Annotated in this window: 19 protein-coding genes; 10 read left to right on the top strand and 9 right to left on the bottom strand. The window is 48.7% G+C overall.

The features are described from left to right. Window positions 1-218 precede the first annotated feature (218 nt). Window positions 219-1,487: a tetratricopeptide repeat protein gene (locus tag AC5JR3_RS19915; protein WP_495848306.1), complete on the top strand. Its 1,269-nt coding sequence runs from the start codon at window positions 219-221 to the stop codon at window positions 1,485-1,487. 51 nt (window positions 1,488-1,538) lie between these two features. On the opposite strand, the gene AC5JR3_RS19910 is transcribed toward AC5JR3_RS19915, so the two are convergent. Together AC5JR3_RS19910 and AC5JR3_RS19905 are read right to left on the bottom strand one after the other, a co-directional pair. Further along, a complete protein-coding gene (locus AC5JR3_RS19910) occupies window positions 1,539-2,234 on the bottom strand; it encodes a potassium channel family protein (RefSeq protein WP_495848305.1) in 696 nt (231 codons plus the stop codon). Between the two features lie 134 nt (window positions 2,235-2,368). Next, window positions 2,369-3,703, bottom strand: coding sequence for a TrkH family potassium uptake protein (locus AC5JR3_RS19905; RefSeq protein ID WP_495848304.1), 1,335 nt, complete (start codon window positions 3,701-3,703; stop codon window positions 2,369-2,371). Between the two features lie 225 nt (window positions 3,704-3,928). On the opposite strand from AC5JR3_RS19905, the gene AC5JR3_RS19900 reads away from it, so the two are divergent. The 4 genes from AC5JR3_RS19900 to AC5JR3_RS19885 all read left to right on the top strand — a co-directional run bounded on the left by AC5JR3_RS19900 (window position 3,929) and on the right by AC5JR3_RS19885 (window position 7,420). Beyond that, window positions 3,929-4,777 carry a methyltransferase domain-containing protein gene (locus AC5JR3_RS19900; RefSeq protein ID WP_495848303.1) on the top strand — a complete coding sequence of 283 codons (849 nt, stop codon included), beginning with the start codon at window positions 3,929-3,931 and terminating at the stop codon, window positions 4,775-4,777. Window positions 4,778-5,006: 229 nt separating this feature from the next. Continuing rightward, complete coding sequence (locus AC5JR3_RS19895; protein ID WP_495848302.1) at window positions 5,007-5,996, top strand: homogentisate phytyltransferase; 990 nt, start codon at window positions 5,007-5,009, stop codon at window positions 5,994-5,996. A gap of 104 nt (window positions 5,997-6,100) precedes the next feature. Further along, the gene (locus AC5JR3_RS19890) at window positions 6,101-6,595 is read left to right on the top strand and encodes a lysozyme inhibitor LprI family protein (RefSeq protein ID WP_495848301.1); all 495 of its coding nucleotides are present in this window, start codon (window positions 6,101-6,103) and stop codon (window positions 6,593-6,595) included. Between the two features lie 72 nt (window positions 6,596-6,667). Then, the gene (locus AC5JR3_RS19885; RefSeq protein WP_495848300.1) at window positions 6,668-7,420 is read left to right on the top strand and encodes a tetratricopeptide repeat protein; all 753 of its coding nucleotides are present in this window, start codon (window positions 6,668-6,670) and stop codon (window positions 7,418-7,420) included. 212 nt (window positions 7,421-7,632) lie between these two features. On the opposite strand, the gene mutS is transcribed toward AC5JR3_RS19885, so the two are convergent. After that, window positions 7,633-10,371, bottom strand: coding sequence for a DNA mismatch repair protein MutS (gene mutS, locus AC5JR3_RS19880; RefSeq protein ID WP_495848299.1), 2,739 nt, complete (start codon window positions 10,369-10,371; stop codon window positions 7,633-7,635). 288 nt (window positions 10,372-10,659) lie between these two features. On the opposite strand from mutS, the gene AC5JR3_RS19875 reads away from it, so the two are divergent. After that, window positions 10,660-12,237, top strand: a complete 1,578-nt coding sequence (locus AC5JR3_RS19875) for a sensor histidine kinase (RefSeq protein WP_495848298.1) — start codon at window positions 10,660-10,662, stop codon at window positions 12,235-12,237. Between the two features lie 161 nt (window positions 12,238-12,398). Here AC5JR3_RS19875 and AC5JR3_RS19870 read toward each other — a convergent pair whose 3' ends face one another. After that, the gene (locus AC5JR3_RS19870) at window positions 12,399-12,824 is read right to left on the bottom strand and encodes an NUDIX hydrolase (protein WP_495848297.1); all 426 of its coding nucleotides are present in this window, start codon (window positions 12,822-12,824) and stop codon (window positions 12,399-12,401) included. Continuing rightward, window positions 12,817-13,341: a hypothetical protein gene (locus tag AC5JR3_RS19865; RefSeq protein ID WP_495848296.1), complete on the bottom strand. Its 525-nt coding sequence runs from the start codon at window positions 13,339-13,341 to the stop codon at window positions 12,817-12,819. Before AC5JR3_RS19865 ends, AC5JR3_RS19870 begins: the two co-directional genes overlap by 8 nt. Before the next feature lie 350 nt (window positions 13,342-13,691). Between AC5JR3_RS19865 and folD the strand changes: the two genes are divergently transcribed. From folD to AC5JR3_RS19850, 3 genes are read left to right on the top strand one after another with little or no spacing between them, the layout of a single operon-like run. After that, window positions 13,692-14,567: a bifunctional methylenetetrahydrofolate dehydrogenase/methenyltetrahydrofolate cyclohydrolase FolD gene (gene folD / locus AC5JR3_RS19860; protein WP_495848295.1), complete on the top strand. Its 876-nt coding sequence runs from the start codon at window positions 13,692-13,694 to the stop codon at window positions 14,565-14,567. A gap of 55 nt (window positions 14,568-14,622) precedes the next feature. Then, complete coding sequence (gene crtE, locus AC5JR3_RS19855) at window positions 14,623-15,552, top strand: geranylgeranyl diphosphate synthase CrtE (protein ID WP_495848294.1); 930 nt, start codon at window positions 14,623-14,625, stop codon at window positions 15,550-15,552. A gap of 53 nt (window positions 15,553-15,605) precedes the next feature. Further along, window positions 15,606-16,058 (top strand): divergent PAP2 family protein, encoded by a 453-nt coding sequence (locus tag AC5JR3_RS19850; RefSeq protein WP_495848307.1) that lies wholly within the window; start codon window positions 15,606-15,608, stop codon window positions 16,056-16,058. A gap of 415 nt (window positions 16,059-16,473) precedes the next feature. Here AC5JR3_RS19850 and AC5JR3_RS19845 read toward each other — a convergent pair whose 3' ends face one another. The 3 genes from AC5JR3_RS19845 to AC5JR3_RS19835 all read right to left on the bottom strand — a co-directional run bounded on the left by AC5JR3_RS19845 (window position 16,474) and on the right by AC5JR3_RS19835 (window position 17,828). Beyond that, window positions 16,474-17,124 (bottom strand): hypothetical protein, encoded by a 651-nt coding sequence (locus AC5JR3_RS19845; RefSeq protein WP_495848293.1) that lies wholly within the window; start codon window positions 17,122-17,124, stop codon window positions 16,474-16,476. Window positions 17,125-17,294: 170 nt separating this feature from the next. Beyond that, on the bottom strand, window positions 17,295-17,648 hold the full coding sequence (locus AC5JR3_RS19840; protein WP_495848292.1) for a hypothetical protein: 354 nt from the start codon (window positions 17,646-17,648) through the stop codon (window positions 17,295-17,297). 39 nt (window positions 17,649-17,687) lie between these two features. Next, window positions 17,688-17,828, bottom strand: a complete 141-nt coding sequence (locus AC5JR3_RS19835) for a hypothetical protein (RefSeq protein ID WP_495848291.1) — start codon at window positions 17,826-17,828, stop codon at window positions 17,688-17,690. Between the two features lie 116 nt (window positions 17,829-17,944). Between AC5JR3_RS19835 and typA the strand changes: the two genes are divergently transcribed. After that, entirely contained in the window at window positions 17,945-19,735 is a 1,791-nt protein-coding gene (gene typA / locus AC5JR3_RS19830) for a translational GTPase TypA (RefSeq protein WP_495848290.1), read from the top strand. A 144-nt stretch (window positions 19,736-19,879) separates the two neighbouring features. On the opposite strand, the gene AC5JR3_RS19825 is transcribed toward typA, so the two are convergent. Continuing rightward, complete coding sequence (locus tag AC5JR3_RS19825; protein WP_495848289.1) at window positions 19,880-21,094, bottom strand: type IV pilus twitching motility protein PilT; 1,215 nt, start codon at window positions 21,092-21,094, stop codon at window positions 19,880-19,882. Between the last annotated feature and the right edge of the window lie 260 nt (window positions 21,095-21,354).

The following is a 21,354-nucleotide window of genomic DNA, read 5'->3' as shown; positions in this document are numbered from 1 at the left end:
AGTATGAAAGAGGTTATTGGTTCTCTTCCTCTCCCCTGCTCCCCTGCTCCCCTGCCCCCCTGCTCCCCTGCCTCCCGGCTCCCCGGCTCCCCGGCTCCCCTGCACCCCTGCTTCCCTGCTTCCCAAACTCCAACACCCATTACCCCAGAACTACAGCTAAACTGTACTCTAAGGAAAAATTGCGACTTGCCATTGGTGCTGGTCTTGTACCTATACCTATGTCCCAACACTATAAACGGATGCGACTGTTTGCCGCTGCACTCCTCAGCTTAGGTGTAACAACTGCGGCTCATCCAGCTTTTGCGGGTAAAGTCTCCTCAACGCCTGGAACGAAGCAACTGATTGAGGGACTTTACTCAGAAGACATAAAGGCGGCGTCTTCTTTTCAACAAGGGATCTACCGCTATAACCGGAGTGACTTTCGCGGGGCAGAACAGGCTTTTCGCCAAGCCTTACAATCTGACCCCTTTATTGCGATGGCGCATTATCTCTTGGGAAATTCCCTCTTTCAGCAAGCTAAAACTGAACTAGCGGCGGAGCAGTATCGTCGGGCAATTGGGCTTGACCCGAATATGTCAGAGGCTTACTACAACTTAGGATTAGCCTTGTATCGGCAAGGAAACCTACCTGAGGCGATCGCTCAATACCAACGCGCTTTGTCTATCAATCCTGATATCGCTGCGGCTCGCTATAACTTAGGCTTGACATTGGAAGCGCAGGGGCAACCAGACGCGGCTATTGCTGAGTACGAACAAGCAATACGCCTTCAGCCTGACTACGACCTCGCTCAGTACAACTTAGGATTACTACTTGCCAAACAAAACCAAACCGAGCCTGCTATTACCGCGCTTCGGCAAGCCGTCAATAGCAATCCTGAGCTAGTACAAGCCCACTATCAGTTGGGATTATTGCTGGCAAATCAACAGCGATATGAGGAGTCAGAGGAGGCGTTAAGAACGGCGACCCGACTCGATCCGAAATTTGTCCCGGCTCAGTACAACTTAGGCTTAGTGCTGCTTCAGCGGGGTGAATTTGAGGCAGCCAGCGATCGCCTCCAATACACAACCAACCTCGAACCGGACAATCTCGCTGCTTATCAGCAGTTAGGTGTAGCATTAACCGCAGCCGGGGAACTTGATAGAGCGATCGCCGCTCTGCAAACTTCCGCTCGCCTGCAACCCAATGACGCCCTAACCCGCTATAACCTGGCAGTCGCCCTACACCGGAACAAGGATTATGCTAGAGCGATTCCTGAATACAGAGAAGCGATCATCCTTGACCGTAATCTACCGGAAGCCTACTACAACTTGGGTGTTGCCCTAGAGCAGCTAGCCCGACGAGACGAGGCGCTGGCTTCTTTGCGAGAAGCCAGAAACCTGTACAACCAGGAAGGCAACTTTGGGAAAATTGACGAAATCGATCAGTACGTCCTCCAAATCTCTGCACCTCCAGCGACAGTTCCGGCAGTAGTAGCGCCTGCTCAATAAACCACCGCTAGCAGGGAAAAGGAAAATTTATTTCCCTTTTCCCTGTCTTTTCTAAATCGGCAAGCGGTCAATATCCCGGTTTGAGCCAATGACAACCATGACTTGACCTTTGTGGAGACGGCGACTGGGGTCGGGATTAATTTCAAACTTTTCGCTTTGACCGACGGCGAGTAAGTTCAACCCATAACGGCTGCGGAGTTCGACTTCCGTGACCGTTCTGCCATGAAACTCTTCGGGAACCATCACTTCAACAATACTATTGTTAGGGTCAAGCTCGAAGTGTTCTAGGATGGCGGGTTTAGTAAGCGATCGCGCCAAGGCACAACCGGCTTCAGACTCCGGAAAAACCACATGATCCGCTCCGACTCGCCGCAAAAGCGTTCCGTGGACTTCCGATGAGGCTTTGGCAACGACGTAGTGCACACCCGCCTCCTTCACATTCAGCGTCGTAATGATGCTTTCTTGTAAGTAGTTCCCAATCGCAATAATTACCGTATCAAACTCAAAAATTCCGGCTTGTTTCAATGCCGCAGGTTCGGTAGAGTCTAGCTGCACGGCATGGGCAGCCAGTTGGTCAGTTAAGACTTGAGCAACTCGTTTTTCATCGATATCCGTTCCCAAGACTTCGTAGCCCAAACGATGCAGCGAACCGCAAACGGCTCGACCAAAACGCCCCAACCCAATCACAGCAAACTGTTGATTTTCTTTGCGGATATTGCGGAAAAAACCTAGAGACGACAAATTCACGCTTAATTCCTTTGTTTTAGCTCGCTGCTTTTAGGCACCTCTATTCCATGCCCTAGATCAACTGACTTTACGGAATGGATAGAACAACTGATTAATGTAATCTCCAGCCTAGCAAGGGATAGTAACGGTTGTGACTACCCTACTAGGAGATTTTCCTCCGGATAGTGAATCCGGGTAGGACGAGGATCTCCCAAAATCGCCGTTATCAGCAGGAAAACGCCCACTCGCCCGACATACATCGTCATCACTAACACTAACTTTGCCAACCAGGAAATCTTAGCGGTAATTCCGGTAGAAAGCCCGACAGTGGCAAACGCGGATACTGTCTCAAATAAGAGTTGAATAAAGTCAAGGGTCGGCTCCGTAAGAGAGATTAAGATGGTGGCAAGAATAACGGTTGCCACTGAACCAACCAGCACGCCAATGGCTTTCAAAATAATATGAGTTGCTACCTGGCGCTCGTATAAATGGACTTCCTCTTTGCCTTGTAAAATTGTCTGGGTACAACTGGTTAACACTCTCAACGTTGTTGTTTTTAGTCCCCCACCCGTACCACCTGGACTCGCCCCAACAAACATTAAAGCAATGGTAATAAACAGTGCTGCCGTTGTCATTTGACCGAAATCAACGCTGTTAAAGCCCGCCGTTCTGGTTACAACCGATTGAAACCAGGCAACTAACCATTTCTCTCCAAAGCTGAGAGGTTGTAAAGTTCCAGCATTGCTTAACTCCGTAAAAAAGAAAGCAATTGTTCCCCCCATCAAAAGCACAATTGTCGTGCTAGTGACGACTTTAAAGTTTAGAGAAAAGAACGGTCGTCGCGTTTTTCTCATCAGGCGATCGCGCAACCACAAATACATTTCCAAAATTACCTGGTACCCAATTCCTCCAAAGATAATCAGAAACGAAATTACCAGATTAATCGGTACAGAAGACTGATAGCCAATCAAATTATCAACAAACAGGCTAAACCCGGCGTTATTCCAAGCACTAATACTGTGAAAAATCGATAGCCAAAGCCCGTAGTCCCATCCATAGTCCTTAGTAAAGGTGGGGAGTAGCAGAAATATCCCTGTAATTTCAAAAATTATTGTGGTGGCGATGATTGAGCGGATCATGCCTGCACTCTCTTGGAGACCGGGTCTATCTAAGGTTTGTTGAAGCGCAATTTTGTGCCTCAAGTCAAACCTTCGCCCTACCAAGAGAATGAGAAAGGTTGTGGTTGTCATGTAGCCTAACCCACCAATCTGGATCAGCATCAAGATAAATAACTCACCCCAAAAGGAAAAATAGGTGCCAGTATCGACAACGATGAGACCTGTAACGCAGACAGCGGAGGTAGAGGTGAATAGCGCCACCATCGGGTCATTCCACGTCCCAGTAGTAGTAGAAATCGGCAGCATCAGTAGAAGCGTCCCTACGGCGATGAGAGCCAGGAATCCGAAGCAAACAGTTCGAGAGATGGTCATGGGTTGAGGGAGCCAGGGTCAGAGGTTAATTTAGACAACGGGATTTATGTTTGTGCAGTGTCTCATGAGCAGAGGGTGACTTTAGACAAACTGGCCGCAAAATTCCTCCTCTCGGTAGAGCCATATGATCGACCCAAATGTATCTCCATCGGAAGTTGGAAAATTCATTTAAAGTACCAGCAGTGTCTGGTAGGCTGATTCCGGTCTGCACACCTGTGGAAATCTATGACTGCAACCTTACAGAGTCAAATTCAACAATTTTATGACGCTTCTTCTGGTCTGTGGGAACAAGTTTGGGGCGAACACATGCACCACGGTTACTATGGGCCCACAGGTAAGGAGAAAAAAGAACGGCGTCAGGCGCAGATTGACTTAATTGAAGAACTCTTGACTTGGGCAGGAGTAACAGGGGCTGAACACCTTGTTGATGTTGGCTGTGGCATTGGGGGCAGTTCTGTTTACCTAGCACAAAAATATGGGGCAAGTGCTACGGGGATCACCCTCAGCCCCGTGCAGGCAAAAAGGGCAACAGAACGCGCCCAAGCCGCCGGATTGGGAGAAACGGTTTGCTTTCAGGTGGCGGATGCCCTGAGTATGCCTTTTGCCGATAACAGCTTTGACTTTGTTTGGTCAATGGAAAGCGGGGAGCATATGCCCGATAAGGAAAAGTTCCTTCAAGAGTGCTATCGGGTGCTAAAACCAGGGGGAACTTTTTTGATGGCAACTTGGTGTCATCGCCCGATTACACCCGCTACGGGGCCACTAACCGTGGATGAGCAGCGGCATCTGGCGGAAATCTACCGAGTTTACTGCGTACCCTATGTTATTTCCTTATCAGAGTACGACGCGATCGCCTCTAAGCTCTCCTTCCAAAATATTCGTACTGCCGATTGGTCGGATGCTGTCGCGCCATTTTGGGATGTCGTCGTCGATTCTGCCCTGCAACCCAGTGCCATCTTCGGCTTACTTACCAGTGGATGGACTACCCTCCAAGCTGCCCTCTTCCTCAACCTGATGAGTTCCGGGTATCACCGAGGATTAGTTCGCTTCGGCTTGCTTTGCGGGACGAAGTGATGGATTGACTGACTCAATCCTCTTTTCCTAGCCGTCAGTCCCCATTAGCTAATAAAAACTAACAATTGAAAAGAAACAAGTAGGAGGAGGTAAATAATTAAAGGTTCGTAGTCAGGGTTTTAGCCCTATTTTGAGTGATAAAGCCCTCACTATAACCCATTTAAAAGTTCTTACCTTGCAACACAAAGTTTGATATATTCTCGCCTAATTACTTAACTAGCAACTATTAATGAGCCAAATTTCTCAGAAAAAGTCATCCGATTCTCAACTGAGTTTGTTTCAGCAGCCTGGAGAGTGGCTGTATGCATTTTGGAAATTTTCGCGACCGCATACCATTATTGGTACGAGTTTAAGTGTGTTGGCATTGTATGGGATTTCGGTGGCGGCAATCGATCCAAACTTGATGCTTTTGGGGTCACACTATGGCATGTCGTTATTATTAGGTAGTTGGATTGCTTGCTTGTGTGGAAATGTTTACATAGTTGGTTTAAATCAACTTGAAGATGTAGAAATTGACCAAATTAATAAACCTCACTTACCCATTGCAGCGGGAGAATTTTCCCGGCAGCAAGCGCAACTAATTATTGGAAGTACGGGACTTTTAGCACTGCTAATTGCTGGATTGCTGGGGTGGTGGTTGTTCTTGATGGTGGCGGTAAGTTTAGCGATTGGCACAGCTTATTCATTGCCACCAGTGCGGTTAAAGCGATTTCCCTTCTGGGCGAGTTTGTGTATTTTTACAGTGCGGGGTGCAGTTGTTAATCTGGGGCTGTTTTTACACTTCACGGCTCAGCTACAGGAACAAGATGGAACGCTCTTCTTACCGACAGAAACCGTTTGGGCGTTGACGGTATTTATTATTGTGTTTACCTTTGCGATCGCTATTTTCAAAGATATTCCCGATATGGAAGGCGACAAGCAGTATAACATCACAACGTTTACTCTCCAGTTGGGGAAACCCGTGGTGTTTAGCTTGGCACGCTGGGTGATTACTAGCTGTTATTTGGGGATGATGATCGCAGGTGTACTGTGGTTAAAAGATTCAGTAAATCCTGTTTTTCTGGTAGTGACACATCTAGTGCTATTGAGCGTAATGTGGTGGCGCAGCACACAAGTAGATTTACAAGATAAAAGTGCGATCGCCAGCTTTTATCAGTTTATTTGGAAGCTCTTTTTCCTCGAATACATAATTTTTCCAATTACCTGCTTTTTAGTTTGAGATTGCTCAAATTAATCGCGGTGTTAATAATTCTTGCTTTTTCCCCTATTAACTAGCAACTTGAACCATAAAAAGAGTGTTGATACAAATCTATCCTACGTAGGATGAAAATTAAAAGTCTCGTTCAACTTACCTTAACTATCTGCTGTATTGCCCTAACAACTAGCTGTACAACAACATCAGAAAACTCTAATAATTCACCCAATGCTATTGCTTCTGCCACAACCTCTGTCATACCGTCATCCTCTGAAGTTTCCCCGCCAGTAGAGACGGCTAATAACTCATCCCCCTCCTGCGAGAGTGCTCAAACTCAAGCCCAAATCAATCAATGTGCTAGTCAGGCGGCAAAAACGGCTGATAAAAAGCTCAATCAAGTCTATCAACAACTTCAGGCAACGATTAAAAATCCACCTCAAAAGCGAAGACTAATTAGCGCTCAACAAAAGTGGATTCAGTTTCGAGATGCTGATTGTGAATATGCTAGAGGTAAGTACGAAGGGGGTTCCTTTGCACCTGCAAATCATGCCCTTTGTATTGCGAGAGTGACAGAACAACGGACGGAAGATTTAACAGGTTACATTGAGAATGCAAGTAGGTAATTAGTCTGAGGAACTAGAAGGCGATCGCGCGATATTGGTAGGGAAAAGAAAACAACCTCAAAAGGACTAAAAATGGTTGAAACGTCTCAACAGTTTGATTTTCTGGCGGCTACTGTCGTCGGGTTTGTTTTGGCTATCCTCAGCTTTTTGATTATTAAAACGGCGATCACCTTTAACCGTTTTAGGAAAGCAACGAAGCTTTATGAACAAAAAGATTATCAAGGCGCAGAAACCGCGTTTCGTCGGCTGATTGAGAAAAATCGTAGTAATGATATGGTGCGCTTACTATTAGGAAATTCTTTATTCAAGCAAGGTAAGGTGGATGAAGCCGTTCCTGTATTTCAAGAACTAGTTGAGCGATCGCCTAAAAATATTGATGGTTATTTACGCTTAGGAGAATCTTTAATCGAGCAAGACAAACTCGATCAAGCAATAGCTGTATTTCAAGCGCTAATTCAGCGGATTCCTAAAAGTACAGAAGTGGCTTTGCAGGTGGGTCAAATATTGTCTCAGCAGGGGAAGCTAGAGGTAGCGATTGAGGAGTATCGGGAACTGATCGGGCAAAATCCGGATGAAGCGATCGCGCACCTAAATCTAGCCAATCTTCTTATGGCGCAGGGCGACTTAGATGCCGCAACCTCGGAGTATCGCCAAGTCATCCGCCTCAATAGTAAACGCGCCGACGCCTATTGGTATCTGGGCGATGCTCTAAACCTGCAAGGGAAACCTCAAGAAGCCAAACTTATTTGGCAGCAAGCAATCGAGCGCAATCCTAACGATAGCGTGGCAAAGTCGAGGTTGGAGAAGTTGCAGCCAGAGGAGTAGTCCTAAATCCGCTTTAGGAACCCCATTTAGTATTAAAACCTGGAGATCCCCCTAAGTCCCCCTCGGAGATCCCCCTCCCGTCCCCCTTAAAAAGGGGGAAGCTAGATGTTGCTTTGCCTTTGATATCACAAGGGACTTTGAGAAGATTCTCCCCCCTTTTTAACCCTGGCTGGGGGGATCTGAATCTGACAGGGAAGGCAAGAAAACACGCCCTAGGGGTCAAAAATATCTAACTGCTCCTCTAAGGAATTCTGGGCTGGCTGACTTTTCCTAGTGCTTCGCTGCTGCGCCGGAAAATCGCCACCTTGACGCAAGCCAACAGCAATTTTGCTGTGCTTTTCGATTTGCCCCATCACTTGTTTGGCGCGTTGAATCACGGTTGCGGGTAAACCTGCCAATCGTCCAGCTTCAATACCATAGGAACGATCCGCACCTCCCGGCTGAACTTGGTGTAAAAAGATAATTTGCTCCGGTAACTCTTTTACCGTTACCTGGTAGTTCGCCACATTGGGCAAAATTGACGCGAGTTCGTTTAGTTCGTGGTAGTGAGTGGCAAAAATGGTTCGGGATTGAATCTCCATTGCCAGATATTCTGCCACCGCCCAAGCAATGGAAAGCCCATCAAAAGTTGCCGTCCCTCTGCCAATTTCATCAAGTAGCACTAGGGATTTAGCAGTAGCGTGATTGAGAATATTTGCCGTCTCATTCATCTCTACCATAAAAGTTGATTGCCCAGTTGCCAGGTCATCCACCGCACCCACACGGGTAAAAATGCGATCGCATACCCCCAATTTTGCCGCCGTCGCTGGCACAAAACTCCCCGTTTGCGCCAGCAACTGAATTAACCCCACCTGCCGCAAATAGCAACTCTTCCCACTCGCATTCGGCCCCGTCAGAATAATCAAATCAGGATACTCTTTTCCTAACTCTGCGTCCTCTGCGCCTCCGTGGTTCGTTCCCTCCAACCCTCTCCCTAAATACGCCGAATTCGGCACAAAAAACCCGGAAGGAAGCAACTGTTCCACCACCGGATGACGCCCGTCAATAACTTCAATTTCTCGCCCTTCCACCATCTGCGGACGACAGTAGCCCTGATACACCGCCACCTCCGCCAAGCCACACAGCACATCAATCGCCGCCACGGCACGCGATACGTGGCGAATAGGTTCTGATAATTCTCCCACTTCTGCCCGTAAGCCCGCAAAAACCTCGTATTCCAGGCGATTTAAATCATCCCGTGCCGTGAGAATCCGCGCTTCGCGTTCCTTCAACTCCGGCGTGATATAACGTTCCTCATTCGTTAAGGTTTGCTTGCGGATATAGTTATCCGGCACTTGGTCTGCCTTGGAGCGGGAGATACTGATGTAGTAGCCGAAGGTTTTATTAAACCCCACCTTGAGCGTTGGAATACCCGTACGCGACTTCTCCGTCACTTCCAAATTGGCAATCCACTGATGGTCATCGGCTACCGCCATCCGCAGCTCATCCAACTGGGAATTGATCCCCGGTTTAATTAAATTCCCCTCCATTAGATGCAACGGCGGCGAATCCACGATGTGCTGACAGATTTTGTGCCCCAACTCCTCTAAAACTGGGGAAACCTTCTGCAAAGCTTTGAGGTAAGGAGAATTACCATAAGCCGCTAATTCGGCTAACTCTGGCAACTTCAGCAACGAATCTGCCAACGCCACCAAATCCCGCGCATTGGCAGTACCGGAACCCGCCCGTCCGGTGAGCCGTTCTAAGTCATAGATGCCGCGCAACAGTTGCCGCAAATCTTGGCGGAGGGAACTATTTTCTACTAATTCCTGAGTCGTATCGTGTCGCGCCCGGATGCCTTTGATATCTAGCAAGGGTTGCAGCAACCAACGGCGCAAGGCTCGTCCTCCCATGGCTGTGCTGGTTCTGTCGAGCGCCCACAACAGAGAGCCGTTAAAGGTGCCATCCCTTACGGTTTGGGTGATTTCTAGGTTACGACGGCTTTGGTGGTCGAGAATCAGGTAGTCTGCCAGGGTGTAGGTGCGTAAAGTCTGGAGCGGGACATGATTGTCTTTTTGGGTGTCTTCGAGGTATTCCAGCAAACCACCCGCCGCGCGGACGCACAAGGGCAAATGTTCGCAGCCCATCCCTTCTAGCGATCGCACTTTAAATTGTTCCTGCAATCGCTCTCTGGCAGCCACTGCCGAAAACGGCGCTTGCGGACGAAAGCTGTAGCAAAAGGAATTGGGCAAACAATCCGGTAAATGGTCAGATTTCTCTCCCGGACGGAGCATCGTCCCTAAATCTGGCGCATTGGTGGGAAATAGTACCTCAGACGGCTGCAAACGCATCAATTCTTGGCAGAGTTTCTCTAAGTTACTCGCCTGCGTCGTCAGAAATTCCCCTGTGGAAATATCGGCATAGGCTAAACCCCAATGTTCCCCGGCAATCACCACAGCGGCGAGGAAGTTGTTGCGGCTAGCCTTGAGCATCCCATCATCCATCAGTGTCCCTGGCGTGAGAATGCGCGTAATTTCCCGCCGTACCTGCCGCCCTTCTTTTGCCGCTACCGCCGCATCTTCCACTTGATCGCAAATCGCGATCGCATATCCTTTTTCCACCAGCATCGTACAGTAGCGGTCTAAGGCATGGTGCGGTACCCCCGTCATCGGCACCCGTCCAACGCCTTTCCCTGACTCCTTGCTGGTTAAAACCAGTTCCAACTCCTCCGCCAGTGTTCGGGCATCCTGAAAGAACGTCTCGTAAAAGTCCCCCACCCGATACAGCAGCATTGCCTGGGGATACTGGTCTTTCACCTCGACAAAGTGCTGCATCATCGGGGTTAGCTGCTCGCGATTTACCGTCCGATGGTCAGCATTTTCCGCCTTCACGCTCTTTGCTTTTTCAGTTGCCCGCGTGGACTTAGCCGCATTGGGTTCGGGAGAGGTAGAGGCTTCGAGGTATCCGCTCATGGACAAAGAGAGTGAGTTGACAATCCTTATTGACTTTATCGCAAGCTGTTAATTTGCGTCATGAGTAGGACATGCGATCGCTTTTACTGAGTTAAATCTAGAGTTTCTTGTTGAATAATGATTCTCCTGAACAGAAAAGTTACCGTGAGAGAAACCATCACGCGATCGCGTTGAGCTAGTTTAGTAGGCATCTGCAGCTTACCCCTTGGTTGTTCGCGCCTTCCTCTAAATTTACTCAAACAATTAAAAAATCTTTACCTTCTAGGCTTTCCAGCAAGCCAAACCCTTATGTCCTACCCAGGCACAATTCTGACGACTTCGTCCGATATCCGTCTAATTGTTCTTGCCATTCTTGTGGCAGTCATTGGTTCCTATACATCGTTGGATATTGCCGAACAAATTACTCTCGCTAAAACCCAAACGCGGTATTGGTGGCTGACTGGCAGCGCCCTCACCCTAGGAATCACTATCTGGGTAACTCACTTCACGGCTATGCTTGCCCACAGGTTACCCGTTTTAGTTGGTTATGACCATCTACTGATTTTTCTAGCCATGGTCATAGCAGTAGTGGGGTCGGGATTCGGGATTTTTGTCGTCAGCCGCGAGCCAGAACCGAGCACTCTCACCTTATCAGTGGGAAGCACTCTGATCGGCATCGGGATTATGGGGATGCACTATATCGGCATGGCAGCAATGCGAGCAGCAGTCTACCAATCCTACGACCCGAAACTAGTGATTCTCTCTGGTGTGGTGGTAGTTAGTGCCTCCTTTGTCACCTTGAGAATAACCTTCGGAAGGAATTTTCAGTCCAGGATACAAGAAAGCGTACGGAAGCTAGGCAGCGCTCTGCTGATGGGGACGGCGATTAGTGGCTTGCACGGCATCGCCATGGCAGCCGTCACCTTCCACGCCGCCCCGCCGATGATGTCCAATTTTTCGGTCATTGACCACTCATTTTTGGCAGTGACAATTGGCATTGGGGCATTGTTAATGCTCATCGTCGCACTGATTGCTTCTTTTTTTGGTCGGCGTCTCAGTGCTGAACTGGCAAAAACTGAAGCCCTGCGTCAGAGTGAAGAACGCTTAGAACAGTTGGTAAAGCAGCGCACCCAAGAGCTAGAGGCGGAAAAAATCCTGTCAGACGCCGCTAATCGGGCAAAAACTGAGTTTCTTGCCAATATGAGTCACGAACTGCGAACACCTTTAACAGCGATCATCGGCTTTTCCAGCGTGCTTTTAGAGGAAAAGTTGGGTTTGCTCAACGATAAACAGCGACTGTATGTGGCGGAGAGTCATAAGTGCGGTCATCAGTTGTTAGAGCTAATTAACGACTTATTGGATTTGTCTAAAATCGAAGCAGAGCGAGAAGAATTAATCCTAGAAAACTGTTCAGTTCAAGAGGTTTGTCAAGGGTGCTTGTCGTTAGTTTACGAGCAAGCCCAGCGTCGTGGCTTGCAGCTATCCCTGAGTATTGAACCTACCCTCAAAAGCTGCATTGCCGATAGGCGACGCTTAAAACAGATTTTGTTAAATTTGCTCTCCAATGCCATCAAGTTTACAGAGAGTGGCTTGATCACCCTAGACGTTCTCAATGGATCTGACTGTATGCAGTTTCAGGTGACTGATACAGGAATTGGCATTGCCGAAGCGGAGCAAGCAAAGGTGTTTCAAACCTTCCAGCAATTAGATAGTGGTCTAAATCGCCAATATGAAGGTACAGGCTTGGGTTTAGCGCTGGCACAGAAGTTAGCAAAACTACATGGCGGTGATATCCTCCTCAAGTCAGAGCTTGGAAGCGGAAGCAGTTTTACTTTGGTTTTACCTGTTTGTTTAGAGGATAGGAGTACTGGGGAGCAACCGGAGTAGGGGATGGGGAGCCGGGGTGCAGGGGAGCCGGGGTGCAGGGGTGCAGGGGAGAGAAAAATTGACGACGATTAGCCATGACTCCAATCGCCTATTTCATACTTCACCCTTCATACTTCATACTTCACCCTTCATACTTTCTCCCGGACTCAGAATCTCAGGACTCAGGACTCAATAAAATCCAACAAAATTTGCTGATGAGGACGCCCTAGAGGTCGCACCTCTTTGGCTTTGACGGAGTAACGCTCCCCTTTTCTAACTTCTTCTGGTGTAAATAGATCCATATCCCAGCCTTCGTTGAGTACCAGTTGATCTAGTTCTACAGTCAAAGGCACCTGGTAAACGTGGCGAATCACCTGAGCATCGACGTAATTGCCAAACTCTAAGACCTTTGGCGGGGTATAGCCAATTTCTTCTAGGAGTTCCCGTTTCATTGCCACCTCTGGAGTTTCGCCAGGGTCTAGATGTCCGCCAAAAAATCCCCAGCAGCCGGGATAGATGATGCCGGGGATATTGTCTCGAAGCTGCATGAGAAACTGGTTTTGGCGATGGATAATCGCGATCGCAACTTCAACGAGCTGATTACTCATAGACTCCTTCGGGAAGTGCAGGAACGGCAACAGGTAGAGCCGTTCGTCCCGCTTTGCGTTCTAGCAGTTGTTCTTCTTGAACATAGACTTCTCCTAATTCTTGCCCAGCGACGGGAATACTTTGGTAATAGGCTTGACCTTGAATTAATACTTCATCGCCGAGATTGGGGACGCTTGCGTCGGTAATCACCCAAATCTTGCCGGACTCATCCTGAAGTTCATAGGCACCGTTATTGCCTAAAAAGGGGGCACGATTGCTCACTTGACCTCTGAGGTGAACGATGTTGGTGACTATTTTATTTTGCTTGATCTCGCTAACTGTGTTGACATTCCCAAAGTGAGTGCTCATGGGGATCGCCACAAAATTTGAGGGGGATACGCCCCTACAACTGACCAGTCCTACTCCCAAGAGCAAGCCGGAAAACATTGAGAGATAGCGGTTTAGAGACTTTTTCGGTTGCATCGTCTTGATTTTTGCTGGTAATGTGCTGCGGAAATCTAGCGATCGCAAATACACGCGGTGTAACTCCTCTGTTGCGTCTTACCGTAATAGACTAGTCTCACCCTTGCCGTCAAAATTACGTGCGGTATAGACCGGGGCTAGCAACTAGGCTACTTTATCCTGCTTTGATTGACATTCTCTCCCAACTGAGGAGCCAGTTGTCAGGATTCTTAACAACCCGCGAGCGAAATCTGAGAAACTAGAAAAGTCTATGGTACAAGACTCCCTGTGTCTGGTGAGATGATAGGCGATCGCGCCCAAAGAATCACTGCTTTTGCCTTACCTAATAACGGCATCATTTTAAGAGACTCATTTGAGACTATCAAAGTAACTTGTTGCGATCGCATATAGAAAAATACATCCTCATGGACTCTGGCAACACCCGCTTACTCGATGGTAAAGCCCTGGCTCAACAACTTCAGCAGCACCTGCAAGCCCAGGTACTGCAACTGCAATCAATAAACGGACGCCCACCAGGATTAGCGGTATTGATGGTCGGGGATAACCCGGCTAGCGCCGCCTATGTCCGTAACAAAGAGCGTGCCTGCACTCAAGTCGGCATTGCCTCCTATGGTCGTCATTTCCCCACAGAAACCTCCCAAACCGAGCTAGAGGAAGCAATTCATGCATTAAATCAAGATGAAAGCGTTGATGGCATTTTGGTTCAGCTACCTCTACCAAAACACCTAGATGCTGTATCCTTGCTGCACCAAATTCATCCGGATAAAGACGCCGATGGACTGCATCCCGTAAACCTAGGGCGTCTAGTGCGGGGAGAAGCCGGGTTACGCAGTTGCACCCCGGCGGGAGTAATGCGGCTGTTGCAAGAGTATGAAATTGAACTAAAAGGCAAACAAGCCGTGGTTGTCGGGCGGAGTATTTTGGTCGGCAAGCCCTTAACCATGATGCTGTTAGAAGCCGATGCGACAGTGACAGTTGCCCATTCCCAGACACAAAATCTTACAGAAATTACCCGCAACGCGGATATCTTAGTTGCTGCTGTCGGACGCCCGGAACTGATTACGGCTCAAATGGTTAAACCCGGAGCTGTTGTCGTTGATGTCGGGATCAATCGCGTTACCGACAATACCGGGAAAAGCCGCTTGGTAGGGGATGTTTGCTTTGACTCCGTGGCAGAAGTTGCCCAATTTATCACCCCCGTTCCCGGTGGCATTGGGCCGATGACAGTAGCGATGCTATTGCACAACACAGTACTTAGCTATACAAAAGCGCATTCATAACGACCTCTCGCCCCGTAGAATTGTTAGGACACTAACACTATCTAAGGAACTTGGCATGGTAGCGACCGATGGGCGACCTGCCCCCAATCAACAATCCTCTACTTTTAACCTCAAGTCCTACTTAGAGGCACAGCAAGCTCAAGTCGAAGCTGCCCTAGAGCAGTCTCTCCCCCAAGCGTATCCAGACAAGATTTACGAAGCCATGCGTTACTCGCTGCTAGCGGGTGGGAAGCGCTTGCGTCCGATTCTTTGTCTGGCAACCTGTGAACTAGCCGGAGGGACAGCAGCAATGGCAATGCCGACTGCCTGCGCCCTGGAAATGATCCACACCATGTCATTAATCCATGATGACCTCCCGGCGATGGACAATGATGATTACCGTCGAGGCAAACTCACTAATCACAAAGTTTACGGGGAAGACATCGCTATTTTGGCAGGTGATGGCTTGCTGGCGTATGCCTTTGAATGGGTTGCCTCCAAAACTCAGGATGTGCCCGCCCAGCAGGTTTTGCAGGTGATTAGCCATTTAGGTCGGGCAGTTGGGGCAGCAGGATTAGTTGGGGGGCAAGTCGTAGATTTGGAATCTGAGGGCAAAAATGATATTACCCTTGAAACCTTAAACTACATTCACACTCACAAAACTGGGGCATTGCTAAAAGCTTGTGTGGTTTCTGGCGCGATTTTGGCAGGAGCCGCCGAAGACGAGCGGCAACGGCTGTCACGCTATGCTGAAAATATTGGGTTAGCTTTTCAAATTGTCGATGACATTTTGGATATCACGGCTACCCAAGAGGAATTAGGCAAAACCGCAGGCAAAGACCTCCAGGCGCAAAAGGCAACTTATCCCAGTATCTGGGGACTGGAGGAATCGAAAGTTCAAGCCCAACAATTGGTTGCGGCTGCCAAAGGGGAACTGGCAACGTTTGGGGAAAAAGCCCAGCCGTTACTGGCTCTCGCCGATTTTATTACTGCTCGCACCTCGTGAAGTCGTTATTTAGCATTTAGTTGATAGTGGTACTCAAATCAGCAGAAGTCGTCATGCAGGATATTAGCGGCATTTTAGACAACCGGGTACTACTGGTTGCTATCCTCGCTAGTTTAGTCGCTCAGTTAATCAAACTTTTTGTCGAACTTGCCAAAAATCGCAAATTTAACTTGCGCGTAATGGTGGCAACCGGGGGGATGCCTAGCGCCCATTCCGCGCTGGTGACTGCCCTAGCAACGGGGGTGGGGCAAACAGCCGGATGGACTAGTAATGAGTTTGCGATCGCCACCCTTTTTGCCGTCATCGTCATGTACGATGCCGCAGGGGTTCGTCAAGCCGCAGGCAAACAAGCCCGCATCCTCAACCAAATCATTGATGAGATGTTTAAAGGTAAAGAATTTGATGAAGACCGCCTGAAGGAACTTTTAGGACACACCCCATTCCAAGTCATCGTTGGTTTAGCCCTAGGCGTTACCATTTCTTGGATTGCCAGCCCCGCTTATTGAATTAATCAGTAGTTGATGACTAAAAACATTGGGATACAAGCCCCGTCCTATAAGGACGGCTTTTTGATACAATGATGGTGGTTGAAATACCCACCTCATCTTGCAGCGATATACCAGCCATAGGCTGTGAAACCGGGACTGGGACGGTAAGAGGGAAAGAACCCAAGGGCAACGGACGCTCCGACCTGAAGGCACTAAAAAAACTGAATATGCAAGTTCATCAACTTTAATCGCGGGCGGGCAGTTCGAGATTTAAAACGGACGTGGAGGAAGACATAAATCCAAGCTAGGCTTGGTTGCCACCTGTGAAGCGTCAACCCCATTCAGCGACCATTCTCCTATTCGTAGGTTTTGGCGTGGTGAGGAATCCCCGCACCTTCAGGTCGGGGAGGATGTCAATAATGCACCCTTTCTCCTAATTTCCCACCGTCTGTTTGAGTAACGTCACACGGCGGCTGTCCACAACCATTGTCCAAAAACCGCGATCGCTCAATCGCTGTAAGGCCAAATTGGCGGCACCCTCGCTCGTAGTATAGACGGCTAGCAAGTAAGGGCGTTGCCCATAAGACACCAAGCCAACATCACCACCCATTAACTGTCGGATTTGGGATGCGATTTCTGGTTGATTGAAGTAATCGACCAACACAGCATATCCATTCCCCAAAGGAAGAGGGTTATAGCTGGAGGAGTTGGCGGCTGTCGCTTGGGCTTGGGTAGGTCTTACTACCACCGCCCTTAACCCCACAATATCTTTGACATACCGCGCCCAACTGCTGGCATCTTCTAGCTGACTGAAGCCAGCAATCCGCGTCACTGTATCTTCAAAATACTTACAAACTGTTGCCTGAGTATTGGCGGGTAAAGCCCGTTGAACTTGTGCTTGGCTCTGCTGTGTCTGACTCAGCACCAGCAGGATGTACTCCCCCCTTTGAGGCGGCTGACAGGGGGACGCATTAGATTGTGCTTGAGCAAGGCTATCAACCCCAACCACGCTAGTAATGGCAGTAACAACCCAACCAATCAGGCGCAAAGCTCTACCCATCCCTCTCACCTTCACAAGATTCACGTCCGCACTCCTCACACTGCTTGACGATCGTAGCTTGCCAGTTGTGCCAAAACTTTTAGGTTTGCCTACTGGGTCATGCTATTTCATTTCGGTGATACCACAAAGTCAAACTAATCTTCTATCTGCATAATTTTTAACCCTTATTTTTTACCAAGAGCAATCCTTTCTTTTCACCTAGCTCTCGTATGTAGTTCTATCCGGCTGAGAAGGTCAATGATCGCTATCAGTGATTGTGTAGAAATATAGACGATCAAACAGCCGATCAAACAGACGATGAGTAGTTGCAATAGGGCAAAAAAGAAAATAGTCGAGAAAGGAGAAACCCCAAGTTGCACAGAACCACTTCCTAGCAGAATAATGGCGCTAAAGGTAGCTGTAATGAAGAATCCAAAATATTGGATTGCTTTCAAAATTGCAATAAATCTCGTATAAAGCCTACCTTGTTCGGGATTAGTTTGGGTCATTTTAGAGCCACCACCGCTTTTAAAGAGAAATGAAAATTTCCTATGAGGAGATACTCTCATAATAATTTCGATAGGTGAAACAGGTAACTGAAGTCCTAATTACCTACCCACAGCTTCCTTGGCAGCGTAAATTCCTCTAATGGTAATTTCCGTGATGCCGCGATCGCTCCTTTCCTCCAACTCCAGCCCGAACAGATTTACCGCATCAACGGCGGCAAATGGATCAGGTTCTGAATTCAACAAAAGCAGTACATAGCGAAAACTGATCTTACAGTCGAAAGGTAGAACAATAAGCTAGAATTATTAAGAAACCTTGAGTAACGCTCAACAGTCTTAGCAATTTTTTTGACGCTTTTATGTCTCTCCCCATTCGCAACGTTGCTATCATCGCCCACGTCGATCACGGCAAAACCACCCTTGTCGATGCCCTCCTCAAACAATCTGGCATCTTCCGCGAAGGGGAAGACGTTCCAGACTGCGTCATGGACTCCAACGATTTGGAGCGAGAACGCGGAATTACCATTCTTTCTAAAAATACAGCGGTCTACTACAAAGAGACGCTGATCAATATTGTTGATACCCCTGGACACGCAGACTTCGGTGGTGAAGTTGAGCGAGTATTGGGCATGGTAGATGGCTGTCTACTGATTGTGGACGCCAATGAAGGGCCGATGCCTCAGACGCGCTTTGTGCTAAAAAAAGCGCTGGAAAAGGGACTACGTCCGATTGTGATTGTTAACAAAATCGACCGTCCCCAAGCAGACCCCTACGGCTCCATTGATAAGGCGCTAGATTTGTTCCTGGAACTAGGGGCTGATGACGATCAGTGTGAGTTTCCTTATCTATTTGCCTCCGGTTTAGACGGTTACGCCAAAGAAGATTTGGATGCCGAAGGCGTAGATATGCAGCCGCTGTTTGAATCCATTTTGCGCCACGTTCCACCCCCTGTTGGCGATGCGGACAAGCCGCTGCAATTACAAGTCACAACCCTAGATTATTCCGAATATCTCGGACGGATTGTGATTGGACGGATACACAATGGCACCATCAGATCTGGACAACAAGCCGCTTTGGTGACAGAGACAGGTGAGATTGTCAAAGCCAAAATTTCAAAACTGATGGGCTTTAAAGGACTTTCGCGAGTCGATCTCGAAGAATCGACCGCCGGAAATCTTGTTGCCGTTGCGGGGTTTGCCAATGCCAATATTGGCGAGACGATTACTGACCCCATTGACCCCCAGGCGTTACCCCTAATCAAGGTGGATGAGCCGACATTGCAGATGACCTTCTCGGTGAACGATTCGCCGTTTGCGGGTCAAGAAGGGAGTTTCGTGACCTCCAGACAAGTGCGCGATCGCCTCACACGAGAATTGGAGACAAACGTCGCCCTGCGCGTCGAAGAAGCCGACTCTCCGGATAAATTCCTCGTCTCTGGACGGGGTGAATTGCATCTGGGCATCCTCATTGAAACTATGCGCCGTGAAGGTTATGAGTTTCAAGTTTCTCAGCCGAAAGTGATTTATCGCGAAGTCAACGGCAATGTGTGCGAACCTTACGAATGTCTAGTGCTAGATGTCCCAGAAGTTGCTGTCGGCGGCTGCATTGAGCGCCTAGGACAGCGTCGGGGTGAAATGCAGGATATGCAAGTCGGGGCAAATGGTCGCACTCAGCTAGAGTTTGTGATTCCGGCGCGGGGTTTGGTCGGTTTCCGGGGTGAATTCTTGCGCCTGACACGCGGTGAAGGGATTATGAACCACAGCTTCCTAGACTATCGCCCCCTATCCGGTGATGTTGAAACTCGCCGCAACGGTGTAATCATCTCTTTTGAAGAAGGGGTGGCAACGTTCTACGCCCTGAAAAACGGCGAAGACCGGGGTGCCTTCTTCATCACTCCTAGCACCAAGGTTTACAAAGGGATGATTGTTGGCGAACACAATCGTGCTCAAGACCTGGAGTTGAATGTTTGTAAGACCAAGCAGTTGACCAACCATCGCGCGGCAACGGGTGATGAGCTAGTGCAGTTGCAAGCCCCTATGGATATGAGTCTGGAGCGTGCTTTGGAGTATATTGGCCCAGATGAGTTGGTGGAAGTAACACCAGAGTCGATTCGCTTGCGGAAGGTATCGAAGAAGCTAGCGAAACGGTAAGCGCAAAAAATATAGTAGTCCGCAGATTTCAATTTGCGGCTACACAAAAACAGCCCGCCTCGCCTGTGCGGGCTATTTTTATTGATGAATTATCTCTCGCTCCTGAAGACTCGCATTACAGCGATCGCTTGACGAGGGAGGATATCACTTATTCATCATCCATTCACGGCTTGAGGATGCGCCGTCTATACCACCAGTTCGTAGCTTCCGTTCTAGGTCGTTGGGATCGGGGGAAGCTTTCCGGGCATCATCGATGGTAAGCCGACCCATTAAGAGTTGCTCGTAGAGTGCCTGATTCATCAGTTGCATCCCCTCCATGGTGTCGGTTTCCATCAGTCGCAGGACTTCTTCGTCTTCCCCTTTCATCAAGTAATCTTGTACCGCCAAGGTGTTGATGAGAACGTCGTGAACCGCAAGGCGGTGCTTGTCTGTGGTGGGCAGCAAAAGTTGAGCGACGATCGCCACGAGAGACTCCACCATCTGAATCCGCATGGTATGTTGTTCATCCGGATTGTAGAGGTTTAGCAGGCGGTTAACGGCATTAACAGCGCTGCGCGTGTGGAGGGTACCCAAAACCAAGTGTCCGGTTTGGGCGGCTTGCAGGGCGGTGTTAATCGTAATGCGATCGCGCATTTCCCCAATCAAAATCACATCCGGGTCTTCCCGCAATACTGACCTCAACGCCTGCAAAAACTCATGGGTGTGCAAGCCCACTTCCCTTTGACTAATTAGGCACTTGTGGGAAGGATGAACGTACTCAATCGGGTCTTCGATGGTGACAATGTGCTTGTGTGCCGTCTCATTGAGATAGCGAATCATCGCTGCGATCGTTGTTGATTTCCCGGAACCCGTTGGCCCCGTAACCAACACCAGTCCTTGAGGCTTGCTGACAATTTGCTTGAGAACCTGCGGCAACCCTAAGGTATCAATAGACGGAACATCCAGGCTGATCAGTCGCATCACGATCGCTCCCCCCGTCAGAGAGTCAAAACAATTCACCCGGCAACGGAGAAAGCCTGGATAAAAAATCGCTGTATCCAGCTCTTTGGTCTCTGAAAATTGTCTTTTCTGGGCAGGAGTGAGAATTTCAGACAGATAAGCCGCAAAAATCTCTGGAGTCGTCTTGCCATGACCCTCAGCGACAAACATTTCACCCCGAACACGATATCTAGGGGGTAGCCCGACTCGAATATGAATGTCCGATGCCTTGCGAGCATGAGCCTCTTTAACCATTTGCTGAATAGAAAGCACACGGTTCGATTCTGAGCGAGAGGCAGCTTTTCTTTGGGGAGGTGGGGAAGGAGGTGTTTGGGGATGAGCCTGATCGTGAATTTCTGCCGAAGAATTCGTTTTATTCATGTTTGGGTTTCCTTGTCGTCGGGGTTAATGCAGCCGGTTTACCGATGAGCGAACCTCACCCAACTAACTAATGTAAAAGTCCACCGTGAATTTACGTAATTTATCACCGTGAATTTACTTAATTGTAGGAACCCACTTTCCTTAAGAAACCTTTACTTATTCTTTCGTAATCAGTGCGATGGAGGATGAGGTGATGGAGAGCACCCGGAGCAGGGGAGCAGGGGAGCAGGGGAGCAGGGGAGCAGGGGAGCAGGGGAGCA

The sequence above is a fragment of the Kastovskya adunca genome, from assembly GCF_059505785.1.
The sequence above is the reverse complement of the archived record's forward strand: the minus strand, read 5'-3'. Positions and strand labels throughout refer to the sequence as shown.

Coding starts and splice junctions, on each gene's coding strand:
- AC5JR3_RS19875 (WP_495848298.1), top strand. CDS start 10,660: ATGTCCTACCCAGGCACAATTCTGACGACTTCGTCCGATATCCGTCTA.
- typA (WP_495848290.1), top strand. CDS start 17,945: ATGTCTCTCCCCATTCGCAACGTTGCTATCATCGCCCACGTCGATCAC.
- AC5JR3_RS19895 (WP_495848302.1), top strand. CDS start 5,007: ATGAGCCAAATTTCTCAGAAAAAGTCATCCGATTCTCAACTGAGTTTG.
- AC5JR3_RS19840 (WP_495848292.1), bottom strand. CDS start 17,648: ATGAGAGTATCTCCTCATAGGAAATTTTCATTTCTCTTTAAAAGCGGT.
- AC5JR3_RS19885 (WP_495848300.1), top strand. CDS start 6,668: ATGGTTGAAACGTCTCAACAGTTTGATTTTCTGGCGGCTACTGTCGTC.
- AC5JR3_RS19850 (WP_495848307.1), top strand. CDS start 15,606: ATGCAGGATATTAGCGGCATTTTAGACAACCGGGTACTACTGGTTGCT.
- AC5JR3_RS19825 (WP_495848289.1), bottom strand. CDS start 21,094: ATGAATAAAACGAATTCTTCGGCAGAAATTCACGATCAGGCTCATCCC.
- AC5JR3_RS19890 (WP_495848301.1), top strand. CDS start 6,101: ATGAAAATTAAAAGTCTCGTTCAACTTACCTTAACTATCTGCTGTATT.
- AC5JR3_RS19905 (WP_495848304.1), bottom strand. CDS start 3,703: ATGACCATCTCTCGAACTGTTTGCTTCGGATTCCTGGCTCTCATCGCC.
- AC5JR3_RS19915 (WP_495848306.1), top strand. CDS start 219: ATGTCCCAACACTATAAACGGATGCGACTGTTTGCCGCTGCACTCCTC.
- mutS (WP_495848299.1), bottom strand. CDS start 10,371: ATGAGCGGATACCTCGAAGCCTCTACCTCTCCCGAACCCAATGCGGCT.
- AC5JR3_RS19900 (WP_495848303.1), top strand. CDS start 3,929: ATGACTGCAACCTTACAGAGTCAAATTCAACAATTTTATGACGCTTCT.
- folD (WP_495848295.1), top strand. CDS start 13,692: ATGGACTCTGGCAACACCCGCTTACTCGATGGTAAAGCCCTGGCTCAA.
- crtE (WP_495848294.1), top strand. CDS start 14,623: ATGGTAGCGACCGATGGGCGACCTGCCCCCAATCAACAATCCTCTACT.
- AC5JR3_RS19870 (WP_495848297.1), bottom strand. CDS start 12,824: ATGAGTAATCAGCTCGTTGAAGTTGCGATCGCGATTATCCATCGCCAA.